The sequence below is a fragment of the Halalkalicoccus subterraneus genome, from assembly GCF_003697815.1.
Classification (GTDB): Archaea; Halobacteriota; Halobacteria; order Halobacteriales; family Halalkalicoccaceae; genus Halalkalicoccus; species Halalkalicoccus subterraneus.
In genome coordinates, this window is the sequence record NZ_RDQG01000016.1 from 45,255 (window position 1) to 67,252 (window position 21,998).

22 protein-coding genes are annotated in these 21,998 nt (G+C 55.6%); 15 read left to right on the top strand and 7 right to left on the bottom strand.

The window, feature by feature from the left end; genetic code table 11:
• Window positions 1-53 precede the first annotated feature (53 nt).
• The 7 genes from EAO80_RS04210 to gfo6 all read left to right on the top strand — a co-directional run bounded on the left by EAO80_RS04210 (window position 54) and on the right by gfo6 (window position 6,797).
• Entirely contained in the window at window positions 54-1,178 is a 1,125-nt protein-coding gene (locus tag EAO80_RS04210) for an ABC transporter ATP-binding protein (RefSeq protein ID WP_122088687.1), read from the top strand.
• Window positions 1,179-1,286: 108 nt separating this feature from the next.
• A complete protein-coding gene (locus EAO80_RS04215; RefSeq protein WP_162993877.1) occupies window positions 1,287-2,600 on the top strand; it encodes an ABC transporter substrate-binding protein in 1,314 nt (437 codons plus the stop codon).
• A 21-nt stretch (window positions 2,601-2,621) separates the two neighbouring features.
• A complete protein-coding gene (locus EAO80_RS04220; protein WP_122088689.1) occupies window positions 2,622-3,596 on the top strand; it encodes a carbohydrate ABC transporter permease in 975 nt (324 codons plus the stop codon).
• Entirely contained in the window at window positions 3,596-4,456 is an 861-nt protein-coding gene (locus EAO80_RS04225; protein WP_122088690.1) for a carbohydrate ABC transporter permease, read from the top strand. Before EAO80_RS04220 ends, EAO80_RS04225 begins: the two co-directional genes overlap by 1 nt.
• Before the next feature lie 3 nt (window positions 4,457-4,459).
• A complete protein-coding gene (locus tag EAO80_RS04230; protein WP_122088691.1) occupies window positions 4,460-5,113 on the top strand; it encodes a DUF624 domain-containing protein in 654 nt (217 codons plus the stop codon).
• Window positions 5,110-5,562, top strand: coding sequence for a hypothetical protein (locus tag EAO80_RS04235; protein ID WP_122088692.1), 453 nt, complete (start codon window positions 5,110-5,112; stop codon window positions 5,560-5,562). The genes EAO80_RS04230 and EAO80_RS04235 overlap by 4 nt, the downstream gene beginning before the upstream one ends.
• 164 nt (window positions 5,563-5,726) lie before the next feature.
• On the top strand, window positions 5,727-6,797 hold the full coding sequence (gene gfo6 / locus EAO80_RS04240; RefSeq protein ID WP_122088693.1) for a D-xylose 1-dehydrogenase Gfo6: 1,071 nt from the start codon (window positions 5,727-5,729) through the stop codon (window positions 6,795-6,797).
• A gap of 85 nt (window positions 6,798-6,882) precedes the next feature.
• Here the strand turns inward: gfo6 and EAO80_RS04245 are convergent, their stop codons facing one another.
• Window positions 6,883-7,068 (bottom strand): hypothetical protein, encoded by a 186-nt coding sequence (locus EAO80_RS04245; RefSeq protein ID WP_122088694.1) that lies wholly within the window; start codon window positions 7,066-7,068, stop codon window positions 6,883-6,885.
• A gap of 484 nt (window positions 7,069-7,552) precedes the next feature.
• Here EAO80_RS04245 and EAO80_RS04250 point away from each other — a divergent pair, with 484 nt between their 5' ends.
• The gene (locus tag EAO80_RS04250; protein WP_122088695.1) at window positions 7,553-8,365 is read left to right on the top strand and encodes a sugar phosphate isomerase/epimerase family protein; all 813 of its coding nucleotides are present in this window, start codon (window positions 7,553-7,555) and stop codon (window positions 8,363-8,365) included.
• Between the two features lie 379 nt (window positions 8,366-8,744).
• Here EAO80_RS04250 and EAO80_RS04255 read toward each other — a convergent pair whose 3' ends face one another.
• Together EAO80_RS04255 and EAO80_RS04260 are read right to left on the bottom strand one after the other, a co-directional pair.
• Entirely contained in the window at window positions 8,745-9,329 is a 585-nt protein-coding gene (locus tag EAO80_RS04255; protein WP_122088696.1) for a SprT family zinc-dependent metalloprotease, read from the bottom strand.
• A 56-nt stretch (window positions 9,330-9,385) separates the two neighbouring features.
• Entirely contained in the window at window positions 9,386-9,766 is a 381-nt protein-coding gene (locus EAO80_RS04260; protein ID WP_245998443.1) for an SWIM zinc finger family protein, read from the bottom strand.
• A 281-nt stretch (window positions 9,767-10,047) separates the two neighbouring features.
• On the opposite strand from EAO80_RS04260, the gene EAO80_RS04265 reads away from it, so the two are divergent.
• Together EAO80_RS04265 and EAO80_RS04270 are read left to right on the top strand one after the other, a co-directional pair.
• A complete protein-coding gene (locus EAO80_RS04265; protein ID WP_122088697.1) occupies window positions 10,048-10,437 on the top strand; it encodes a helix-turn-helix domain-containing protein in 390 nt (129 codons plus the stop codon).
• On the top strand, window positions 10,434-10,883 hold the full coding sequence (locus tag EAO80_RS04270) for a type II toxin-antitoxin system VapC family toxin (RefSeq protein WP_122088698.1): 450 nt from the start codon (window positions 10,434-10,436) through the stop codon (window positions 10,881-10,883). Before EAO80_RS04265 ends, EAO80_RS04270 begins: the two co-directional genes overlap by 4 nt.
• A gap of 41 nt (window positions 10,884-10,924) precedes the next feature.
• On the opposite strand, the gene EAO80_RS04275 is transcribed toward EAO80_RS04270, so the two are convergent.
• Window positions 10,925-11,623 (bottom strand): class I SAM-dependent methyltransferase, encoded by a 699-nt coding sequence (locus tag EAO80_RS04275; RefSeq protein ID WP_122088699.1) that lies wholly within the window; start codon window positions 11,621-11,623, stop codon window positions 10,925-10,927.
• 1,741 nt (window positions 11,624-13,364) lie between these two features.
• On the opposite strand from EAO80_RS04275, the gene EAO80_RS04280 reads away from it, so the two are divergent.
• On the top strand, window positions 13,365-13,997 hold the full coding sequence (locus EAO80_RS04280) for a hypothetical protein (protein WP_122088700.1): 633 nt from the start codon (window positions 13,365-13,367) through the stop codon (window positions 13,995-13,997).
• A 13-nt stretch (window positions 13,998-14,010) separates the two neighbouring features.
• On the opposite strand, the gene EAO80_RS04285 is transcribed toward EAO80_RS04280, so the two are convergent.
• Window positions 14,011-16,233, bottom strand: a complete 2,223-nt coding sequence (locus tag EAO80_RS04285) for a TraM recognition domain-containing protein (RefSeq protein WP_122088701.1) — start codon at window positions 16,231-16,233, stop codon at window positions 14,011-14,013.
• A 194-nt stretch (window positions 16,234-16,427) separates the two neighbouring features.
• On the opposite strand from EAO80_RS04285, the gene EAO80_RS04290 reads away from it, so the two are divergent.
• Complete coding sequence (locus EAO80_RS04290) at window positions 16,428-17,027, top strand: DUF7437 domain-containing protein (protein WP_122088702.1); 600 nt, start codon at window positions 16,428-16,430, stop codon at window positions 17,025-17,027.
• A complete protein-coding gene (locus EAO80_RS04295) occupies window positions 17,024-17,533 on the top strand; it encodes a hypothetical protein (protein WP_122088703.1) in 510 nt (169 codons plus the stop codon). The genes EAO80_RS04290 and EAO80_RS04295 overlap by 4 nt, the downstream gene beginning before the upstream one ends.
• Window positions 17,534-17,725: 192 nt before the next feature.
• Here the strand turns inward: EAO80_RS04295 and EAO80_RS04300 are convergent, their stop codons facing one another.
• Both EAO80_RS04300 and EAO80_RS04305 read right to left on the bottom strand, forming a co-directional pair.
• Complete coding sequence (locus tag EAO80_RS04300; RefSeq protein WP_122088704.1) at window positions 17,726-18,619, bottom strand: hypothetical protein; 894 nt, start codon at window positions 18,617-18,619, stop codon at window positions 17,726-17,728.
• A gap of 162 nt (window positions 18,620-18,781) precedes the next feature.
• A complete protein-coding gene (locus EAO80_RS04305; protein ID WP_122088705.1) occupies window positions 18,782-19,465 on the bottom strand; it encodes a hypothetical protein in 684 nt (227 codons plus the stop codon).
• Between the two features lie 621 nt (window positions 19,466-20,086).
• Here EAO80_RS04305 and EAO80_RS04310 point away from each other — a divergent pair.
• Both EAO80_RS04310 and EAO80_RS19485 read left to right on the top strand, forming a co-directional pair.
• Window positions 20,087-21,223, top strand: coding sequence for a helix-turn-helix transcriptional regulator (locus EAO80_RS04310; RefSeq protein ID WP_162993878.1), 1,137 nt, complete (start codon window positions 20,087-20,089; stop codon window positions 21,221-21,223).
• A 25-nt stretch (window positions 21,224-21,248) separates the two neighbouring features.
• On the top strand, window positions 21,249-21,893 hold the full coding sequence (locus EAO80_RS19485) for a hypothetical protein (protein WP_162993879.1): 645 nt from the start codon (window positions 21,249-21,251) through the stop codon (window positions 21,891-21,893).
• Window positions 21,894-21,998 lie beyond the last annotated feature (105 nt).

Genomic DNA, 21,998 nt, shown 5'->3' on the forward strand with positions numbered 1-21,998 from the left:
AACCAATACTATAAAACATAATAGTTATACGGTGGGGTCCGTACGCAGAGGGTATGGGACGAATCGATATGGAGGGCGTGACCAAAGTGTTCGGCGAGGGTGGCGAGGAGATTGTCGCCGTCGACCACCTCGATCTCACCATTAACGACGGAGAGTTCCTCGTTCTCGTTGGCCCCTCTGGCTGTGGGAAGTCGACCACACTTCGAACCATCGCCGGGTTGGAGGAAGTAAGCGACGGGACAATCAGTATCGACGGAGAGGATATCACCGACGAGAAGCCCAAGGACCGGGACATCGCGATGGTGTTCCAGAACTACGCACTCTATCCCCACATGACCGCCCGGGAGAACATGTCCTTCGGCCTCAAAATGACAACTGATCTCCATGATGAGGAGATCGACGACCGTGTCCGGAGCGCGGCGGGGATGATGGGGATTGAGGACCTGCTCGAAAGTAAGCCGGGTGAACTCTCCGGAGGCCAACAACAGCGCGTCGCGCTCGGACGGGCGATTGTTCGGGAACCGAAGGTGTTCCTGATGGACGAACCCCTCTCGAACCTCGATGCGAAGCTCAGGACGACCATGCGAACTGAACTCCAGGACCTCCAACAGCGTCTCGAAACAACGGCGGTCTACGTCACGCACGACCAGACCGAGGCGATGACGATGGGTGACCGGATCGTCGTTCTTGACGAAGGGGACCTCCAGCAGGTCGGTACTCCCTTGGAGTGCTACCAGAAGCCAAACAACGTGTTCGTCGCCGGCTTCATCGGCTCGCCCGGGATGAATTTCCTTGACGTCACGCTCGAAAACGGGACGCTGGTCCACGAGGCGTTCGCCTACGAAATCTCCGAGGAGACAGCCGCCGAGCTCCGAGAAGCCGGTCCGGACCTGATTCTCGGCGTTCGACCGGAGGACATCGAGGTGGTCACGGGGATGGCCGAGCCGAACCGGATTACGGTCCAGCCGAAAGTCGTTGAGCCGGTCGGCGATATGACCTATGTCCACTTCGAACTGGGCGGGACCGACATGACCGCCACGGTTAGCGGTGACCGCCACGTTCAGGTCGGAATGGATCTGGACGTCGTCTTCCCCGAAGAGCGGATCCACGTTTTCGACGCCGAAACCACGGAGGCGGTCAAGAACAGTCGCCGGGAACTGCTTAGTATGCCGAGTTAACACTGGGTTCGAAACGGCGACCGTATCGGTGTACGGACTGGTGAGATGGTTCCAAATCTCAAACGAAAGACCAACAACTTTAATAGTAATTGATTCACAGTGAGTGCCATGGATGGTAACGGTCTATCACGGCGAAGGCTGATCAAGATCACAGCAGGCGGCTCGGTGGTCGCCCTCGCGGGCTGCCTCGGGGGTAACGGCGAAGACGACGGGAACGGGGGAGAAGACGACAACGTCGAAGAAGTCGAACTCGGGGAGGGAGACATCACCCTTGAGTTCTCCGGATGGGGCGAGGGTGTTGAGCGCCAAGCCGTCGAAGACATGCTCGAATCATTTGCCGAGCAGAACGACGAGGTCGGCGTTCAGTTCCAGCACGTTCCCGCGGACTTCGAGGACCGACTCAGGACCCAGTTCGGGGCCGGCGAGGAACCTGACGTCTTCTATATGCCGATGGACTACGTCGGGGAGTTCGAGGAGGTGCTCGTTGACCTCGAACCCGAACTAGACAACGAACTGCTAAATGATCTCGACGAGCCGGTGGTCGATGCCGCAACGCTCCCCGAGGGGGTACATTTCGTCCCAAAGGATTTCCAGTATAATGCGCTCGTCCACAATACAGAGATGATGGCAAATGCGGGCTATGACGAGATGCCCGAAAATTGGGACGAGTTCCGCGAGATGCTTGAAGCGATTGACGAGGAGGGCGAGGTTGAGTACCCGCTCGTGGAATGGAACATCGACGGCCACAACTCGCTTGCGTACCCGTTTATGCACGCGAACAGTGGGCAAGTGATGAACGGGGACAACACTGAGTGTGTGATCAACTCGTCAGAGAACGTAGAAGCCCTCGAATTCCTACAGGGGCTCCGAGAGGACGGCTTGATGGGGCTCGGATCCGAGGTCGCGTCCGATGCCGAACACGCGATGATCGGTGAACAACAGACAGCAATGCTTTCAGGTGGTGGTTGGATCTTTGCTGAACTCAAAAACGATTACGAGGAGATCGATGAAGTAACCGACATTGCAGGGATGCCAATTCCCGAGGGAGGGGAGCAGACCGTAGCGATCTCCTGTGTTGGATATGCGGTCTCCGAGAACACGGAACACCAGGACGAGGCAGTCGATCTGGTTGAATACCTGATGGGCGAAGGGATCTTCCCGTGGCTCGAAACAGGGATTGCCCTCTCGATCCGAGAATCCCATCGCGAGGAAGTCGAACTGTACGAGGAGGACGAACGCTACGAGCGCTGGTTTGAGATGGGCGAGTTTGAGAACGTTATCGCGTTGCAGTACGGTCCAAACACGAGCGAGATCGTCAACGCGATCTACCCTCAGTTCGAGGGAGTCTACCAGGGCGAAGTCGAACCCGCTGATGCGCTCGCGACAATCGAGGAAGAAGTTAACAATAACATCCTCGGCTGATCACTGAAATTCAGATAAAACATGGCAACGCAAGACTCACAATCGACCGAGGGGGGCTGGGCGAGGTTCGGATCGCTCGAGGCGATTAGGCGAAAGGACAACTTAGCGGCGCTTCTGTTCATCCTGCCGAATCTCATCGTCTTCACCGCGTTCCTGTTCGTCCCCGTGTTGTTCGCGGTCTACCTCTCGTTTGCGGAATGGCAGGTGCTTACCGGCGACCTCCAGTTCGTCGGCCTCGACAACTACCGCAGCCTCATTTACCCCCTTCCCTGGGAGAACGACTGGGCCGTGTTGAGTACGCCGACGGTCAACCTCTGGTGGTGGGCCGTCTCGCGGACGATGATCTACACGTTCGGCGTCGTCCCGGTCGCGATCGCCGGCGGGCTGGCCGTCGCGCTCGTGCTCGATCGGCAGATCCGATTCAAAAAGGTGTTTCGCGCCGCGTACTTCCTACCCGTGATGCTCTCGGGGGCGATCAGCGCGATCATCTGGGGCTGGATCCTCAACCTCAACGGGATCGTCAACAACATCCTCGGCCCGGTCGGGTTGGCGCACAACTGGATCGGCGACCCCTCGACCGCGCTCGGTGTGATCATGCTCATCGCGATCTGGGCGGGGATCGGGTTCAACATGATCATCTTCCTCGCGGGCCTCCAGAACATCCCCGACGAGCTCTACGAGGCGGCTCGCATCGACGGAACCAACGGCTGGCAGCGCTTTCGACACGTCACGTGGCCGAACCTCCAGAACACGTACTTCTTCGTGATCGTACTCGCGATCATCTCCTCGTTTCAGGTGTTCGCGATCGCCTACGCGCTGACCAGCGGCGGACCGTACTACGCGACGACGACGATCGTCGTCCTGATCTACCAGGAGGCGTTCCAGCACGACAGCATGGGACTGGCCGCCGCGATGGCGATGATCCTCTTCGCCATCATCTTCGTGTTCAGCTACTACCAGTACCGCACGCGCGGTAACGACGAGGTGACCTACTAATGGTTCGCTCGAACTACGACTATCCGGGGTACGAACGGTCGGGACCGGTGTACTGGGCGAAGAAGACAACGCTCTACGCGGGCGTGATATTCGGCGCGCTGTTGATGATCGCGCCGTTTTACTGGACGGTGACGACGGCGCTCTCGGCGAATCCGAGCGTCGGGATCGTCACGATCCTTCCCGAGACGATCACGTTCGAGCACTTCCGTGCCCTGTTCGCCGAGAACCCCGTCGAGCGGTGGTTCTTCAACGCGATCGTCTTCGCGGGCGCGGTTACCCTATTCAACGTCGCGTTCGATACGCTTGCGGGCTACGCCTTCGCGAAACTGGATTTCTTCGCCCGCGAGAAGGTGTTTCTCCTCTTCATCGGGACGATGATGATCCCCGGAATGGTGACGCTCATTCCGGTGTACATCATCCTCGCCGAACTCGGTTGGGTAAACACCTATCGTGGGCTGATCGTCCCCTTCATCGCGAGCCCGTTCGGGATCTTCCTGCTTCGCCAGTACTTCCTCGGGCTGCCCGACTCGCTCGGCGAGGCCGCTCGGATAGACGGCTGTAACAAGTTCCAGGCCTTTTACCACATCTACCTCCCGCTCGCGAAGCCGGCGGTGGCTACCCTGGGAATCTTCGCGTTCATGGGCGCGTGGAACAACTTCGAGTGGCCGCTGATTATCGCGACCTCCCAGGAGCTCTATACGCTCCCGGTCGCGCTGTTCCTCGTCCAAGGCCAGTACACACAGAACTGGGGGCTGGTGATGGCGACGGCGGCGATCATGGTGCTGCCCGTGATCCTCGCGTTCCTCTCGGCCCAACAGTACTTCATCCGCGGGATGACCCTGAGCGGCATGAAGGGGTAATCCGTGGCGCGGATCCCGAACCTCACCGGATCGCTCGTCGTGGCGGTGAAGTTCACCTACCGCCAGATCGTGCTGCTGGTTCTACTCAGCCTCGCGTTCTCCCTTCTGTCCGTCCTCCTCGTCCCGGCCGGTGCGGCCGTCCTCGCCCTGTTTGAGACGATCCGTATCGTCCCGGAGGACCACCGCTCCGATCTCGCGCGGCTGAAAACGTACCTCCGATCTGTGCGGCGAAACCTCGTTTCGGGCCTCTCACTTTCGGTCCTACTGGTCGTACCCCCGATCGCTACGCTCCTGTACATCAACCTCGCGCTCGCGGAGCTCTCGGGCTACCTTTTTCTCGCGGGTCTCGTCTGTGCGTATCTCTCCCTCGTGGCCTTCTTCCTCGTCTTCCGGGTCGCGAACGTCCGCTCGCTTGAACCGGAAATCGGAACGAATGCGGCGTTTCGACGGGCCGTCGACGTTTCGAGTGCCCACCCCCACTTCGCGGTGCTCCACTCCTGTCTTATCGTCGCCGCCGCGACGCTCACGGTCGTCCTCCCGCCGTTCGTCTTCCTCCTGTTTCCCGGGTTCGTCGCCGTACTGGAGATCGTAATGTATGAGCAGGCCGCAGAAACGCAAGAATCACCTATCCGGCAATACCTGAGCACGACACCATGACGACGCGAAAAGTCCACGTCTTCTCGACGATACCGACCGCGCTGCTCGCACTCGTCATCGGACACCATCCCGTCTTCCTCCTCTTCCTCGTCGTCGGCGTCCTGCTGCCCGAGGTCGATACGTTTTGGCAATGGTTCCACCGTTCGTGGATCTTTCATACGTTCCTCCCGCCGGCGATCGCGTTCCAGGTGGCCCTCCTGCTCGGCGTCGAAACCGGCGGCGTCTACACCGGGATCCATTTTGTGACCGTCGGAATGGGGCTTCACTTCCTGTTCGACTACGTCTACCCGAAGACTCAGACCCATCCGGGCGCGGAGTGGCCCGTCCGTCCGTCGATCTGGTCGGCCCCCTGGGGGCTGATGTGGCTCGGACTCTCGTGGTTTGCCCAGTGGTTCCTCTACCTCTCGGTGGCGTTTCTCCCGTGGTTGTTCGGGATCCCGATCGAATGATGGTTGATAGCTCATAGATCCCTTTACCACGATATAATCGCACACCTCTATCGCTACTCCTTCACAATCGAATTTGTAGACCAACTCTGGATTACTAAAAGTCTGTTTTAACTATATAACGTTGAGATACGATCATTTATTTGAGCGCCCATTGATTATGTAGCATGGGTTTTCAACAGACTATCAACTCCTTCACGTATCGAGACTGGGAGGAGGCCTCCGACGGAACCATTCGACTTGCACTGATTGGCCTTGGGTGGTGGACTATTGAAGAGGCAATTCCCGCTATCCGCGATACTGACCTCTGTAAGACTACGGTACTCGTAAGCCGATCACAAGAGAAAGCACAGCGGCTTGCCGACGAAGCGGATATCCCGTATGCAATTTCAGATGAAGAGTATCACGATGGACAGTGTGCTGCGGAATATGACGCGGTCTACATTGCAACACCAAATGCATACCACCTCGAATATGTGGAGACTGCTGCCGAATTCGATAAGGCTGTTCTCTGCGAAAAACCGATGGAGGCGAGTACTGAGCGTGCTGAGCAAATGGTAGAGATAGCGGGCAGCAAAGACATACCGCTGATGATCGCCTATAGAATGCATACGGAGCCATTGGTCAGGCGTGCACGTGACCTCGTTGAAGACGGCGCTATCGGCGATCCAGTACAAGTGTACGGGAACAACTCACAATCATTACTCGACATCATTCGAGACCCAGATCAATGGCGGCTTGACCCAGATGTAAGCGGCTATGGTACGTCTATGATGGACCTCGGAATTTATCCGATTAATACAGTACGATTTATTCTCTCCGCTGATCCGATTTCTGTACAGGCACAAATGACGTCGATACACGATGCCTTTGCAGATGTACCAGATGAGCGTTCGACGGCAACTGCTGTCTACGAGGGAAGTGTGCACGCCGCATTTACAGCAACACAGAACGCGTACAACGACACGGAATTAACTATTACCGGGACAAGGGGACAAATCAAACTATCACCGGCGTTCCACATGGAATGTCAGATATCCGTTGAGACTGAAGATCAGACGTTCTCAATGTCCAGCGACAATACAAATGAGATGACCGAGGAGTTCGACTACTTCGCCGATCGATTGCTCTCCAAAGCACCGATCTACGCAGATGGTGAACATGGCCTTTATGACATGCGTATCCTCGAAGCGCTCTACGAATCTGCATCTGAAGGGACGACGGTAACACTCAAATAGGTGAATCTGTGGACCTGCCACTGTGAACACCACGTTCAAAATACCCTCCGTATTATGTTCTACTGTTCTTAGCCTTGTAAGCGATCTATCTGACGCTTACAATACAAAAGAGCGGTGCCGCGAAGGCAATCATCTCTCGGTCCTCAAGCGCGGTCGCCATTTCGTCGTAGGCCCGCTGCATATGACCTAGTTCCTTGGTAACCCGGTCGAACGAGACATATCGGAACACGTCGGCGTCGAACTCCTTCTCGAAATCGACGCCGGTGTCCACTTCTGGTCGATGAACTGCTCGAATCGGTCGCGCGTCGAGAAGTGCTCCGGGGTGGGGCCGTCTGCTTGGCGTAGCCGGTAATCGCCGAGAGCACCTCATCGTCACTCTTCCGCTCGCTAAGGTCGTAGCAAATCTGCGCGTGCCAGGCCGTGTATTGTATCTAGGGGGTGTTGCCAGCGTACTAGTGGACATGGTGGTCGTGATGGAAGCCTACAACCGCTAGAGACCGCCCAGCTGTGGGTCCTTCAGGCTCGCCTGCCAATATGGCTGCTACCTAATACGAATATATAAATAGTCGCTAGTAGTCATTCACTGTAGTGAATTCTATAAACGAACATCCACGATCCGCGAACAGAAGGGCCTCTACACTCCAAGACGGAGGGAGACGGTTCAACGTCCAGACAGGCGAGGATATCACGCTGTTTGGCGATATCACGGAGATCATTTCGGTGAGTCCGCCCGATGACTGGGATATGAACTGACGATGCGCTACGGATTCAACCAGTGTGGATTTCCCGCAGACGAGTTCGAGCATATGTGCTCGATCCTCGCGAAAGCCGGCTACGACGGCGTCGAACCGAACGTCGAGCACGGGGGGCCCCTGACGACCGAAGAGGGACGTCTAGAGGCCGCCAAGATAGCCGAAGAGCATGACCTGCGTGTTCCCGCCATCTCGACGATTAGCCACTGGGAGTATCCGCTCTCGAGCAGTGATGATGAACTGCGTCGGATCGGGCTGGATATCAGTCGTGATATGATCGACGCCGCTGCGATGCTGGGCGCTGAGGACGTCCTGATCGTCCCCGCTGTAATCCAAGACGGTACAACCTACGACGCTGACTACGAACGCGCCGTCGAATCAGTCCGCGAGATCGCGAACTACGCGGCCGATCGTGATGTTGGCGTGTCAATCGAGAACGTTCAAAACAACTTCCTGCTTTCTCCAGATGAATTCGCAGCGTTTCTCGATGACGTCGAGGACGCCGGCCCCGTTGGGGCATACTTCGATATTGCAAACGCGCTTCGCTCCGGACTACCGAGTCGGTGGCTACGCGCGCTCGACGGCCGAATTTCGAAGATCCACGTCAAAGACTGGCTCACAGACGCCCACCGCGTGACGTACCCGCCCCAAGGCGACGTAAACTGGGAACGCGTGCTTGATGCCGTCGATGCCATCGGGTACGACGGCTGGATCACCGCCGAGGTGCCGGCCTATCAATCATTCCCCGAGCGGATGCCTGTGGACGTACTTGAGACCATGCAGTTCCTCTTTGAAGACGGAGGTGACCAGCGATAACCCGACTGATCGTCGTCGAGCCGCTGTTCGAGGACGTCTGACCGCTCGCAGCCAACATTCTCGGAATCTGTGGGCCGAGTACGGCCCCGTCAAGCTTCGGCAATTCGACGAGACGCCGAGTCGGCTCCTTGAGGTGCTGGACAACCCGAGCGAGCTGACCGAACTCGCCGCGCTTGGCATTCCGATCGCCGATGAGTGCACTGCCCGGCTGACGACCCTCATATTAGCGTTCGTGATGACTGACTCGATATTCGTGGAATCTGTTGGACAGCGAATCTCTTCTGACCACACTTCCGCCGAACTATTTAATGAGTTCTCGGGTAGCACCCACTGTTTCTTGGGCTCCGGATTCGGTCGTGGGCGATTGCGAATAACCGTACTACGCTTCTTCAATCGAGATCGAACCACCACACCGACCGCATGAATACTTCTCAGGTTGTTTCACAACTTTCGACCGGCGATATCGGGGATCACGACTCTCACACGCCTCACAGATGACCCAGTAGTTGGGCTCAGCGTACTGCTCGCAATGACGATCCGTCTTCAGCGGTTCAATCCACTGGTGAAACGTCGACCCGTGGTCGGCCTCATCGTACTCGTGATACTGCCAGGCATGGATCAGCTCGTGACGAACGACTCGAGAAAACTGCTCCCATCCATATGACTCATAGGCATCCCACGAGAGACAAATTGTGATCTGCTCACACTGGTGGTCGTAGATCGCGACCCCGGCGGAGCGCTCCATCCGCGTCGAGGTTTCCCAGTCAATAGCGTTGACTGGCAGTTCCGGAAAGTGTTCGGCTGCAACCTCTCTAGCATGAGTCGCTGCGTGCTCGCACAGCGCTACTTTCGTCTCCGGATACGTCTCATCACTCGTCTGTTCCGCACTGCTCTGAGCAGGTGCTAATTGGCTCTCAGCCGCCGAGGTAGTCCAGTCGCCGTCCGTCAATCGCGCTTGTTTCATCGATCAAATATTGTTGTCGTGTTGGCTAGCGAGTGATCCAACCACTCGAAACCGCTTTAGTCCTCGGTCTCACCCTCCGGGTTTGGATTCGGCGTCCGGAATCCCTCGCGATAACAGGGCCAGCAGGGAAGATCCTCAATTCCTGGGATGCAGTCACAATCGCTTGGGCGCTTCTCCACATTGTGTTCACTGATTCCCGACCGTTCAACAGTCGTTCCGCCGTCGGTGGCTACCTCCTGTTCTTGCTCTCCGCTACTCTCGTAGTCGCTTGCAGCCTCAAGAACGGGCTCACGAATCGCAACCGCAACACGATGCTTGCATGCTCCGTCGTGATACGTATCGGATGGGCATTCACAGGCGACCGGAATCCCGTCCTCGACGTTCACGCGATAGCTGTGTTCGTCGGCGTTCTCGTGGCTCTCGTTGCGCACGGTCACGAGCCCGGGCGCTTCGAGCTCAAAGTCGAAGGCTTCGTACTGGGCGCGTTTTCTGGTCGATGCGTCGAACTCAAGTGCGGCGAGTGTTTCTTTGCATATGGTCTGGTTCTCCTGAAACAGACCAGCTCGCGTGTCTCAGCACGCGGGCATTCCTTCTAACTCCGAAATGCCCCGAGGAGCGGGTCTGTCTCTACCTATTGCTACGTACCAATAGGTAATAAACCTTGCCCACTTGTTTCGGGGCAATAGGGTTATGGCCCTCGGATTCCATAGCCTAGCACATGAGTTCCGATCGGAAGCGCAACGAAGAGGGGAGATATGTCGAGACGGTCAGCCCCGATACCGTTCTCGAGGTTATCCAACATGCAGCGGATCCGATCGTCACCGCAAAAGAAGTCGGTGAGAAACTCGACTGTACGTCCGAAGCCGCCCGCCAGAAACTCCTCCGATTACAGGATCAAGGGATTGTCGCTCGCCGGAAGGTTGGCGCCGGGGCAGTCGTCTGGTGGCTCGTCGACGACGACCAGTCTACAACTTCTACTGAGTTCGACGCGGACGATTCGCTCTTTACTGACCCGGCAACGTTCGCAAGCGGTGAATCCGACGTCTCTCGAAACACTGACGAGTATCTGGCCGCTGCGATCGGCGACGACAGTGATCCCGACGAATGACTACCGATCCTAGTATATCACCGCTATTCGTAGACACGAGTGCCTGGTATGCGATCTTCGATGAAGACGACGCCGAGCACACGCGGGCAACCGCTGTCCGTGAAGCAATCCACAGCGGCGACCTCCAGCACCGCCCGATCTATACAACCAGCCACGTACTCGGCGAGCTCGCAACGCTGCTTCTTCGCTTTAGTCACGACATCGCTTCACGAACACTCACCCAGATACGAGACTCGCCGAACGTGACTGTGATTCACCCTGACCGGGTGGCATTCGACGCCGCTGTCACGCAGTTCGACCGCTACGATGATCAAGCGATTTCGTTTGTCGATCACCTTACCGGTGTACTTGCCGATGAGCGTGACGTCGATCGTATTTTTGCGTTCGACAGTGACTTTCGAACACTGGGTTTCACGCTTACTCCTGACGATATCACAGAACTATAAGGGCTATCTGCATGGAAACGCACCGAACGCTAAACCAACGCTTACACAGTAATAACGAGCATTTCGTCTGCACCCTGCTGAAACTCGAATGGGACGTTTTCAACTGCTACTTGATGGCCGTCCTCAGTCAGTTCTCGTAGAAGATCATCTAGTCGTGGATACCGCTCAGTATCTAACCCAACAAGTGGGAAGATGCGTACTTGCTCTGTGGCGACTCGGATGAGCTCTCGTAGCGTTGCTAGATGAAACTCATAGTCTAAGCGGTCACCGTAGAGGAAGAGAAAATGCGCAGAGAGAACAAGCGAAAACGAGTTCGGTGCAAAGGGGAGTGTTGGCAACTCACCGTAGAGATATCGTCCTTGTTTTCGCCCTTCAGTATAGTCACTGATGAACGTCTCATAGGCCTTTTTCAATAATTTCGTTCGCCCCTCAATATCGCCGTAGAACTCCCACTTGAACAAGTCACTCTTCTCAGCCAATTGCGCTGCGACGGCCTCGTAGTCTTCTTGACATCGTTGCTGGAGCTCTGTCGGTGGTTGTGAATACATCATGTCGACCCCCGTTATCGACGCACCCGATTCATAGGCGGTCGCAACGAATGAATCCGCACCAGATGGACAGTCGAGTATCGTCTCTCCCTCGATTGAGTCGAGCTCGAGGTCGAACATCTGGCAATACTCGTCGAACGTTCGTCCGATGAACGCAAAATCAGTGACCGCAAATGCGTTGTTCGAGTTCATATAGAAGACAAGACGTAGTGTACATATATGTACTTTACTGTACTACAATGAGCATACCCTATCTCCTGGAGTGCTACCATGTGAGCGGACCGGTCTCTTGATTAGTACTTCAGTCTCGAATAGTACTGCAACACCATCTGTTGAAGGGTCGGCACGTACGATGCTCCGCGATGAGCTCAAACCATGGGAAATCGTGTTTCGATAGAGGTTGGGGTCCACCTCATTAAGAGTAGACCGGGGTCCCTCCACTACAGCTCGCAGGGGGTCCACTCTTCTCGCTCGCTGTCGCTACCCAACGTGGAGAATATGTCAGACCACGCAAGTGCAACGAGAACTACTATTAGATAGAACTTTGATAGTAAGCTGTCGCCCTGCTCTCTCAGTGTCAGAGGCACTGCTCCCCCCTTTCGAGCGTCTCACTCGGGACCAACGGCTAGAGGAGGAAGTGAGCTCAGAGTACCACAGGAAGTCTACTACTCTCTGTCAACAGCGACCGATAAAAAACACCACTGAGATTGGAGCACTGCCGTCGTTGTTCCTACACGGCTCAACTGGGAAGTCAGAGGGCTACTGCCTTACTGGGAGTCCCACGTCATAGATCGATTCGCACTGATCGACTACTCTCTCAGATCCCGGTAGTACACCCACTCCTCCTGACTTTCTCGGTCAGTGGCGCTAGTCTCCTCTGGGAGTCAGACAGCTGTTCTGTGGCGGTCTCTTGCTTTTATTGGTGATGTCATTTATTTTCGTCCCGGCACTGCTAAGACGACGCATTTCTCGATACTGCCTTCTTTTGTGCAGCTTAGCTGGCTGTGGAATCGTCGATCCGGCTAGTGGTGTTTCGACTGTCACTGACGCTGCTGTCTGTCGGTGATTGCTTATGCCTTATTTCGCTGATGAGGTACCCCTCTTCGAAGGCAGATGGATACCCAGGCTCTGCTGAAACCTATTTGAAAAGTTTGCGTCGAGGCACTTCTTGTTCTTCTGCCTTCGCTCCTGGGGACCCCCACACTTGCTTTGCTCTTCTTGGACCCCTACTGGTGCTCGCTCACCTATTACTTAGTATGGAACTCGTGGTGCCTCTCCCATCGTCTATTCTAGAGTCCTCTGTACCAGCGGGACTACTGGCTATTCGGAGTAGTGAATGAGGCATGCTACTGTTCTTTTAGAGCACAGCGCTTCCGATAAACAACTACCTATTCCGATAGTTTTTGAGACACGCCTCTATCGAGGTGAAGATCCCTTTGTCTCGCATTGATTGACTCCTCTGTATTGCTGTATCGCTTCTCGCTCTACCGGTGCTGAATCGGCCCTATCTCATTGCTTTCTCAGAGTCACTCTATTCTTCTCGGATCGAGTAGGTATCATCTCTCATAATTGAGTTTAGTGTTGTAAGGGCTGCTCTTGTTCCGCTGCTCTCGCTTTTGGGACTCCCCCTTGTTTGAGCTTGGTCTGACTCCCAGCCTTGCTGTCTCGAGGTTGACCCCCAGGGATCTCGCTTCGCCAGCTTATATTCTTTTTCTGAGAGTCTGTTGGCTCGCTTGTGCACCAGCCCCTGGGGGTATCCTTCTTCTCGACCTACTGGGTACCTTTCCCGACTCTTAGCTAACGCGCCGCCTTACTGGGCGAGAAACGCCGAGAAATATTCAGAGAAATATCCCTACAGGACTCTTCTTGAAGAACTCTTCTTTGAGAATATTCTTGAAGAAGATATATCTGTCTGGTTCTAGTAGGATTTGATATGAGTACTCCAGCTGACTCACTTGACTGGAAATCCATCGAGATCCTGCGCGCCCTTGCCGAGGCTGAGACAGCGCTCACCACAACGGAGGTACGGGAGGCAACTGACCTTAGCGAGAATCGGATCATCCTTTATCGAATTTCTGAGTATTTAGAGCCGCAGGGACTCGTCACGACCCATCAACCTGAGGCCACGGGGACGGTCGTTCCCGCTAAAGAAATAGAACTCACAGAGTCCGGACAAGAGCTCACGACTGATCTTGAGACAACAGACGAGACCGGGCTGACACTATCCGATCTCCCAGAAAAAGTACACCAACTCTCGGAGCGAGTCGACCAGACCCAGACGGAGATCGACCAGCTTCAATCACAGGACCAGTCCACCGATGAAGCTACTCTCGAAGAGTTGAGTGAGCAGGTCGAGAACCAACAGGAGCAATTAGCGCGCCTCGCCCAGACCGTCGCCAGTAATGATGCAGACCCATACGGGGCCTGGAGTGAAGACCAGCAAGAAGAGTTCCATCGACTCCGACGTGGGATGTATGCACTGCGGGACTACCTCTTCGACGAAACAGATCTCGATCCAAAGCGCCTTGAGGAGTATCTCGATGATGTGACGGTCAATAAAGCGTGATGCAGTACTGAAGTTAGCGACCTGACCAGGCAAAGCTCACTCCATCGTCTTCGTCCTCCTTCTCCGATGGTTCCTGCTGCGGTGGCGCTTGAGCTTGCTCGTCAGTCTCCTTTGTCTCCGCTTCCATATCGGTAGAATCGTCTGCTGGTTCCTTCGTGTCCACTTTCTCTTTCGTCTCCCAGGCAGTGTTCGTGGGTAGCAGCGGCCGAGTCTTGCCCTGTTCACTGATCATCGGCTCGGTGTACTCCTCCGTGTCATCGTCGGGGAACACCACGAACAGGAAGTCCTCCGGTGTCGGCATCCGATCGAATTCGTTTTCTGGAATGAACGGCGCTCGAACCACCATCCAGTCGTCTTCTAACTCCTCGCGCGAGCCATAGACCAGCTTCTCACCGCTGGCTCGAACCGTGTACTCGCGCTCAGAGGCATCGTACTCGGAGTAGGCAGGGACGTTTGATTTCGAGGGATTAGCCGCTGCCTCAAGGCTCTCAAAGCGAGCGTGCTCAGTACCGCCTTCATCACTCATCACGACCTCTTGGCCTTCCTCACGCCAGACGAGATTCGCCTCACTTCGCGGACGCAGGGCGTACGTGTCCGATGCGACCGCGAGTGTTTCGACTTTGTTGTAGAACGTCCGATTGTCCTCCTCATCAACGTCAGCAGCGAACGTCATCCGATCGTAGTTGATCGTCCGATTCGCACCTCGGCCTGTGGTATTGTAGATAATCCCCTCACCACGCCGCGGCCAGTAGTCGAATCGGCCGTGCTTCGCACTCCCGTCCTTACAGGCAAAGACGCATAGCTTGTGCTCATCGATTGCTTTTCGGAGATTTGTTAGTGTCTGCATTGGCTTTTCTAACGTCGAGGTCTCGGCCTCGATGCTGATGTTCAATCCATCCGTAAGCTCAGCGAGGTAGGGATACTCCTCTGCAAGTCGCTCCTCACGGGCGTGGACCTCGCGGATATTCTCGGCTGCCATTGGATCGATTGGGAGGTCGGCGATTCCATCTGGATCTTCCTCGCCCTCTTGAGTCGGGAGTTCGACGAACATCCCGAGTTTCGTGAACGCTCGGTAGGCTTCTGTGAGCACCCAGCGGTGTTCGTCGCCGCCACCGCTCGCGCTACTGCCGGTATCCTGGGCTAGTCCGGCATACTCGAGGCCCTCGGGTGTCACCTTCATCACCGAGTCACCATCTCGCCGCTGGCGTTGAAGATACTCATCAGGTGCTTGCTCAATCACATTCGAGACTTCCGATGAGAAGCCAAGCTCACCGGCTCGACGCTGCCATTCGTCTTTCACTGCCTCGCTCTCGACGAACTCACCGATTGCGTCCTGTTTAATTTGCACTGTATAGGCCGCTTCGTACAATGCTTGTTCGGCGGGATCGCTCGTTATGTCTACCTGTTCCTCGCTTCCTTCAGCAGCTGTTGCTTCAGCTGTACTGGACGAAACTGCCCCACCGGCATCGAAGTGCATTTCGTCAAGAATCTCCTCGCCACTCTGCACTGGCGAGCCGTAGTTCTCGAGCGAGGTAACGATCAGCTCATAGGCTTCTTCGATCGTGTGCCGTGGCGGATAGGGCGGGATCAGCTTCGCCAGGAACGGATCGTCCTCACTGTTGAGCTGAGTCTGTGCATGGTAGTCGGGTGTTCGCTGCAAATCCTCGGTATCCATCCCTCCGAACCGGTTCGCGATTTCACGCGCTTCTTCGGGATGGTTTGGCGTGAGCGAGAGGATCGTATTGCAATTGGAGATAATTGCGTCAGCGGCATCATCGGGAAGCGACCTGAGGACCTGGGTCGAGAGCATCAAGCCGAGCTTCTTCGAGCGGGCCTCCATGAGCATCGTCTCGATCTCGTCTCCATCAGTGAGAACGGAATGACACTCGTCGATCGCGAGGAAGAACGGAGCATACTCGCTGCCGACGTCGTCCATACCTGCCAGTTCCATCATCTGTTGTTCAGAGGGATCTTTCCGGGAGGTGACGGCCGTCCAGATCCCACTGACCACTGCATTGGCGGTCATGACCTTCGCTTCCTTTGGAAGGTCGTTGTTGACGATCAAGATCTTCTGCTCGTTGACGATCTGGCCCAGCGTGACCTCGGCGCCACGCATCGCGATGATTTTGCGGGTGATCGGGTTCTCAACCCAGTCTTTCAGTCGTCCCAGCAAAGGATCGAGTTCGTCGGCGCTGAGTTCCTCAGCGATTCGCCGGGTGAATCCCTCGAGGAACATGATGTCGTCATCATCGATCGTCAGGTTTGACCACGAATACGGGCGGTAGATGGGATATGAGTCGACTGGAGCCTTGTGCAACAACACTGTAGAAGTGGTTTTGTTGCACAAGGTATCTCACACTTGACGAAGAGACGCGTGCATACCAAACATTCTTTACTGCTTCGCTGTAATCTGTAATCGGGATCGAACTCATGTCACGCACCTCAAACCGGACGAACGGTGACATCGTCCGCGATTTCCTCTCCGTTGCAGGCCTGCTTGAAGACCCCCAGTTGGCCCACCTCTACACCTATCTCGATCACGAGGGTGAGGCGACCGTTCAAGATGTCATCGATGATCTCGAACTCGCCCAGGGAACTGCCTATACCTACGTCAATCGGCTCGTTGAGGCTGGCGTTGTCGAGATCACACATGAGGAACAGCCTCGACGGTACGCCGCCCGCGAGATCGATTTGACTGTCACGGCGGCCGCCGGCGATCGAGAGTATACGATCACGCCGGCACTCATCGACGCTGTCGGACGACGCGAGACCAACAGCGATATCGATACGTACATCGACCGTCACGGTATCGCTGGCCTCGCGACAGCACTCACCTACGCCGTCGCGCGGGAACAGGGTGAGACAACCCATCGACTGATGGCCCAAGACCTCGACATTTCACCACTGGCTGCGGAGATCATTCTCCAAGCACTTCGTCCCGTCGTCCACGACTACTACGAGATCGAGGAGGCGGGAGCGTCGCTTGAGGCGATTAGCGTTGACGACCACGATGCGACTGACGACGCGTGAGCCGTCTCCATATTGCTGATACTGGGTTGTTCGTTGCAATGGGCCAGTCATCGAACAGCCGGTATCAAGCCGTTCGACGGTTTGCCCGCCGCAACGACATCACGTTCGTCCTCCCTGGGCGGGTGTATGACGAACTTGCCACCGACGATCCCGCCGTCCAGACACCGCCCGTCGATACAGCGATCAAAGAAGGGTGGACAACAGTTGCGGCGCCACTTGAGTTCTCTCAGCCCATTGTTTCCCGAGCAATGGATGGGGTTCAACGATACATCGCGAACGCTGACGACCGGCCAGCGGACGAGGTCGAGCGGGCTGATGCCGCCCTCGCTGCGCTCGCGGCCCAGCATCTCAGTACAGGGACAGCGACCGAGGCCTACATCTACACAACTGATAGTGCCGCTGGTGAAGGAGCTGAAACCGTCCTGGCTAGTGAGGGATATGGTGACTCGATCACGTTTATGAACGGCTTTCGGTTCATTGAGGATTTGCTCGCAGACGATCTGTAGCAGGACCACTCCATGGACAGCCGGTGTCGGGAGGGGAACCTCTCAAGGGGGTCCCTGGCTAGAGCCGTCAACAGCCGTTCAAGAAACGTACCCACTAGTAATCGTACCGTACAACCAACCGCTTGCGTGGGAGTAGAGTCGTGTCCTGTTAGAGGGTTGACCCGCTCTCGCGGAGATTAGGGCCCGGGGACATCACTCGCCACCGACGTCAGCTGTCTCCGGAGAGTCCGTCTCGAACGTTGTCTCTCCAGGGATCTCCGATTCTTCCGGGAGGACGACACGACGTTCCTTGTACGAGAGGCCGTCCTTCCGGCGATTCTTTCGTTCTATGTACAGCCGGCTCTTTGTGAGGTCAAGTAAGGCGTCAATCGTTCGGCCGGCCAGTTTCTGGCTGTATTCTTTGTTCACGCCCGGTTCGTTGTGTCTGAGCCACTGGGCGAGTTCGCCGGCATCGATGTACTCGCGAACGCCATTGCAGCCCTGATTCCAGAGCTTGCTCTGGTGTTGTTCGTGATCCTGCCAGACTTCGGCAGCGAGGCGAACGGGTTTCGATGAGGCGGCCGAGTGAAGCATATCGTCATCCATCCGCGCAAGTTGCTGGATCGGAAGGAGATCGCCCGGCGTGAGTGTGGGCTTGCCGCCGCGATTGAGTGGGTCGTCGCTGCCGGGAATGCGGGCGTAGGTCTCGCCATCGTCCTTCGTGAACTTCTCGAAGTGTTCGGCGGAGATCTCAAGCTCCTTCCGATGGGGATAGACGTTCTCCCAACGCAGGTGCGCGTTTTTCTCGAGTTCGCGTTCCTGGAGTTCTTGCACCATCGCACGCGTGTTGCCAGTTTTCTTTCTGACCGCGCCCAGAATAACGTCTTGTTCGGTGACCGTGCTTTCGAGATCATCGATGCGCTCGTCTTTCTGTGTGAGTTCCGCTTCGAGTTTGTTGATGCGCTTGTCTTTTTGTGTGAGCTCTGTTTCGAGCTCGTCGACACGGACGGTGAGCTGATTGAGACGCTCACAAACGGTCTCAAGCGTGGAGGTGTTGGTCGTCGGTTGATCAGTAGCGATGCTTGCGGTCGTCGTAGCGTCGGTCATTGGAAAGAGAGTTCAGCTGATAGTGAGACGGTCAGGCCTGTCTCGTGGCTGGCGGCCGATACGAACGCGTGGATGGGCGGAGAGGCCTCGCTGGCTAGAGGTGGGCCTCTCGGTCGGCAGCGAGCGCTCACGCTGTGGGAGTAGCCGCACATCGCGTGTGGACTACTCCTGGGAGCGGGTCTGAGCCTGCACGCACGTGCGCGTGATCGGGCTCATGGCTTGCTGAGTGATGATCACCGAATCATCGGTAGATGAATCACTCGTCTCGATCTGCGCGAGCGAAGGCCCCTGTGTTATCCGAGGGTTCGTCTCGTGTTCGTTCTGATAGACGGTGAGGCAGGTCCGACAGCAGTGTGCACTCGTTGTTTCGAGATCACCGAGTGCAACCCGAGCGTATCCGGCGTCGGGCGAACAGTTACACAGTGGTGTTGCCTGCTCGTCGTCGCGCTCGAGATGGTAGATCGTGTTCGTGAGATCCGGGAGTTCAGCGGTTGGGACGAGGGTTATTGGATCGTCTGTGTTGGTCGAGCCCTCGCTTGGCGTGCTCGTCTGGATACGTTGCGGGTCCGAGAACCTGAGGGACTCAGCATGTGCTGTTCCTGAGAGACGTGCTGTACAGAGGTGTTCGCTATATCCAAGCGTCGGGGAGAGGATTGCCTCGGGGGCGCAGTCCGGACAGGAGAGTCGCGAAAGGGTGTAGGTCGTAGCATCTTCCTGCCGGGTCGCCTGTATGGTGCAGCGATCGCCTGCCTCGAACGTGTGGTTGCAGTGGGTGCACGTTGATTCGGCAGGGAGTCGAGTGCCGGCGACGAGTTGCGTAACATCGGTGTCGATCTCGACTCGCATTAGGCGAGCACCTCTGTCATCGGGATTCGTGGTAGCAAGAGCAGTGAGGGTGTCGAGGGAGGGAACTCGTGGAGTTGGCTGTCGCTGATGTACCGCAGTCGTTCTGTCGTGAGCTGTACGTCGTCGATTGGTACCGTGAGAAAACCTTTATCCCCAGGGTACCGTGGTGTTGTTGGCGTCATGCTAGGTTGCGTGCATATCGGTTGCGTACTATCCAGCCGGTATTCACCGCTCATTGGCGCACTCCTCACACGGGGGACCCGCTCGCAGGCCCAGGTTTCACATTGAGCACGAGTGGGAATCCCCGTCAACGGGAGTAAGCGATGAAATCAGACGTTCTGTACCTGCGTACGTGTACTCTCACTCTCCTATCTGTGACTAGCGAGATGGATCATTTGCTTGAGTATATCGCCGCTGTACAGTGGTTTTCCTCTACATCCAACCTGGTGTTCTGCCGTGACTAGTTTATAGTTACGTGCTGCAACGGAGTGTAGCCAGTGCACATGTGATTCGGAAAATCAATTTTTCAATTGGAAATCTAATTGATGTGCTATACAGTTAGATATTCCTTCTCTTTTTTCGTATAGTAGATATTTAGGACCTGCACTTGGGAAGGACAGTATGGAGGTTAGTGATCTAATTCAAGAACGCCAAAGGGAGGCTATCGATCCTGCTCAGTTGCTTCACTCGGTTCAATCTGATGCACAAACAGGAAAGGAGATAGCGACTCAGTATGATGCAAATCGATCTACTATCCACCGTAATCTGACTAACTTAGCTAAGCCAGGACTTGTGCAACATACTGAAGGTACGTTCGAGCTCACTGCTGCAGGTGCGATCGTCGATAGAGAGTACCAACGAACGCTTGATCGTATTGGGAGAGAGGATTTAGCGTTTCTGGCGAACTCACAGTACCGTGCTCCCCTTCTGCGAGTTCTTCGTAACCAGCCTGAACGTATTGCTGGACTTGCTGATCTGCGTGAAGAAGGGCCCTCCCGATCGACGATTCAGCGCGCGATGTTCATGTTCCGAGACTGGGACTGGGTTAGCAAAAATGGCGACGGGTGCTACGAGCTGACGCCGACAGGTGAATCGACGATACGAGTGTACCACCGATTCGAGAGCACTGTTGAACAAGTCCTCGACAAAAATGCGTGTTTGCGGAATTTAGAGACTGAATGCAGAGACCTCCCAGCACAGTATCTTCAGGGAGAGCGCGTCGTCACAGCATCTCCAACTAGCCCATTCAAAGGTCGGAACGCCTACCTGAATTTCCTCAACGATCTTGAGGAGGACTCGTTTGACTATATCCGCATGTTCTCGACCTATTTCGATGCCGAATTCGCAGAAGCGTTCTCCCCCTTTATTGAAGCAGGTGTAACGGTCGATGTCGTTAGTCCAGAATCGGTACTCGGTAATTCCCCTTCTGGGCTTAAGGAGCTCAAATACATCAAGCAAGGATTTGTCGCAGACCACGTTCAATGGCATATCGATCCCGGCTCGGTCCCCTGTGGATTGGTCGTGTTTGACGATGAGTGGGCAGTTCTTGGTCCTGCAAATCTAGAGGATGTAAGTCGGGTCTCTGCCTCGATCTTTGCGGGTAATGAGCAGATTATTGAATGGGCCGCCAGTCTCTATGATGAGTACTTGGATGAGGCTGAGAGACCTCCTGGCGACGCACTTCAGCGCATTTATCGTAAAATAAATAATTCACTTGAAGCTACTGTAATACCTGCTTTGTCTAATGACAATCGCTAAGGAGTGCTAGGCCATGTTTCCTGGTATGAATCAGGACCGGGGTGATACGCCGTATGAACATTCTTTTGCATTCGAAAACGGCGATATCGAGGTCGGAGTCCATTATACGAATTCTATCCACGAGCCACGAATTCAGTGGCACGTAATCGGAACCACTAAACAGGGTACGTGGGGGAACCTCGTCCTTCCCTCTGATCCAGCGTCGTCCTTCATGCTCCCCTACCAAACTCCGAGAGTCGCAGAACCACGACTTACATTTGGCCGTTTCAACGATGAGGCGCCGTGTATTTTCGGAGAATCGCGAGACTCCATCGAACTTCCGGAGTGGGTTGCTCGTGAACTCCGAGAAGAACTCTGCTACCTCAGTCAACTCAACACAGGGCCCTCCGTGAATGATGATCCAACAGTATTTCCATCGGCCATTCAGGATTCAGCGTTTCCTGAGTCGATGAGGTGGACGCAGTTCCAGTGGGACGGTGGTGCGAGGGTCATGTGGTATGAGTGTTCGAGTGCTCTCGAAGGCGAAGCGAATTGGTCACCAGAATGGGAGCGAGAACATCTCACTTCACCGCGTGCGTATCAAATTGATGAGGGCGAGCTTATCTGGCGCAAACACAGCTATCTCGATATCGCTCGTCCACTTGAAAACGCGGTTGCTTCGAGTGACTAATCGCCAAGTGTCCGTTGCCCAGCTCTCCCTGTTTTTACCAGAAGAGGATTCCGTCGCTAGCACTGGTGAACAATAGAATCAAGATAGAGTAACCGTATATCGTCA

Bases quoted from the DNA above. Each gene is read 5' to 3' on its own strand.
- EAO80_RS04250 (WP_122088695.1), top strand. From the start codon at position 7,553: ATGCGCTACGGATTCAACCAGTGTGGATTTCCCGCAGACGAGTTCGAG.
- EAO80_RS19485 (WP_162993879.1), top strand. From the start codon at position 21,249: ATGAATCAGGACCGGGGTGATACGCCGTATGAACATTCTTTTGCATTC.
- EAO80_RS04305 (WP_122088705.1), bottom strand. From the start codon at position 19,465: ATGCGAGTCGAGATCGACACCGATGTTACGCAACTCGTCGCCGGCACT.
- EAO80_RS04210 (WP_122088687.1), top strand. From the start codon at position 54: ATGGGACGAATCGATATGGAGGGCGTGACCAAAGTGTTCGGCGAGGGT.
- EAO80_RS04270 (WP_122088698.1), top strand. From the start codon at position 10,434: ATGACTACCGATCCTAGTATATCACCGCTATTCGTAGACACGAGTGCC.
- EAO80_RS04285 (WP_122088701.1), bottom strand. From the start codon at position 16,233: ATGTTCCTCGAGGGATTCACCCGGCGAATCGCTGAGGAACTCAGCGCC.
- EAO80_RS04235 (WP_122088692.1), top strand. From the start codon at position 5,110: ATGACGACGCGAAAAGTCCACGTCTTCTCGACGATACCGACCGCGCTG.
- EAO80_RS04215 (WP_162993877.1), top strand. From the start codon at position 1,287: ATGGATGGTAACGGTCTATCACGGCGAAGGCTGATCAAGATCACAGCA.
- EAO80_RS04310 (WP_162993878.1), top strand. From the start codon at position 20,087: ATGGAGGTTAGTGATCTAATTCAAGAACGCCAAAGGGAGGCTATCGAT.
- EAO80_RS04255 (WP_122088696.1), bottom strand. From the start codon at position 9,329: ATGAAACAAGCGCGATTGACGGACGGCGACTGGACTACCTCGGCGGCT.
- EAO80_RS04220 (WP_122088689.1), top strand. From the start codon at position 2,622: ATGGCAACGCAAGACTCACAATCGACCGAGGGGGGCTGGGCGAGGTTC.
- gfo6 (WP_122088693.1), top strand. From the start codon at position 5,727: ATGGGTTTTCAACAGACTATCAACTCCTTCACGTATCGAGACTGGGAG.
- EAO80_RS04300 (WP_122088704.1), bottom strand. From the start codon at position 18,619: ATGACCGACGCTACGACGACCGCAAGCATCGCTACTGATCAACCGACG.
- EAO80_RS04290 (WP_122088702.1), top strand. From the start codon at position 16,428: ATGTCACGCACCTCAAACCGGACGAACGGTGACATCGTCCGCGATTTC.
- EAO80_RS04225 (WP_122088690.1), top strand. From the start codon at position 3,596: ATGGTTCGCTCGAACTACGACTATCCGGGGTACGAACGGTCGGGACCG.
- EAO80_RS04275 (WP_122088699.1), bottom strand. From the start codon at position 11,623: ATGAACTCGAACAACGCATTTGCGGTCACTGATTTTGCGTTCATCGGA.
- EAO80_RS04265 (WP_122088697.1), top strand. From the start codon at position 10,048: ATGAGTTCCGATCGGAAGCGCAACGAAGAGGGGAGATATGTCGAGACG.
- EAO80_RS04280 (WP_122088700.1), top strand. From the start codon at position 13,365: ATGAGTACTCCAGCTGACTCACTTGACTGGAAATCCATCGAGATCCTG.